Origin of the sequence: Anoxybacillus sp. LAT27, from assembly GCF_022030075.1 — a bacterium.
In the GTDB taxonomy this organism is placed as follows: Bacteria; Bacillota; Bacilli; order Bacillales; family Anoxybacillaceae; genus Anoxybacillus; species Anoxybacillus kestanbolensis.
In genome coordinates this window covers 1-267 of sequence record NZ_JAIWYK010000182.1, presented here as the reverse complement: position 1 = coordinate 267, position 267 = coordinate 1, and the positions used below count along the sequence as shown (strand labels likewise).

The window sequence follows — 267 nt, the reverse complement described above, 5'->3', positions numbered from 1 at the left end:
CGAGTTCTTCTTCCGTCCGGTAGACGCGGTGGTCGTCGTCCGACGAGTGCGACGTCAAGCGGTATGTCACCGCTTCAATGAGCGTCGGCCCTTCGCCGCGGCGGGCACGGTCGGCCGCTTCTTTCACGACGCGGTACACTTCAAGCGGATCGGTGCCGTCGACCGTATAGCCCGGCATGCCGTAGCCGATGGCGCGATCCGACACTTTCTCACATGCGAGTTGTTTCGAAATCGGCACGGAAATAGCGTATTTGTTGTTTTCGCACA

1 protein-coding gene is annotated in these 267 nt (G+C 59.9%); it reads right to left on the bottom strand.

The genetic code is table 11. The features are described 5' to 3' along the window. Positions 1 to 267, bottom strand: a 267-nt coding sequence (locus LD028_RS09035; protein ID WP_237811619.1) for a thiamine pyrophosphate-dependent enzyme, incomplete at both ends; no start/stop codon positions are given.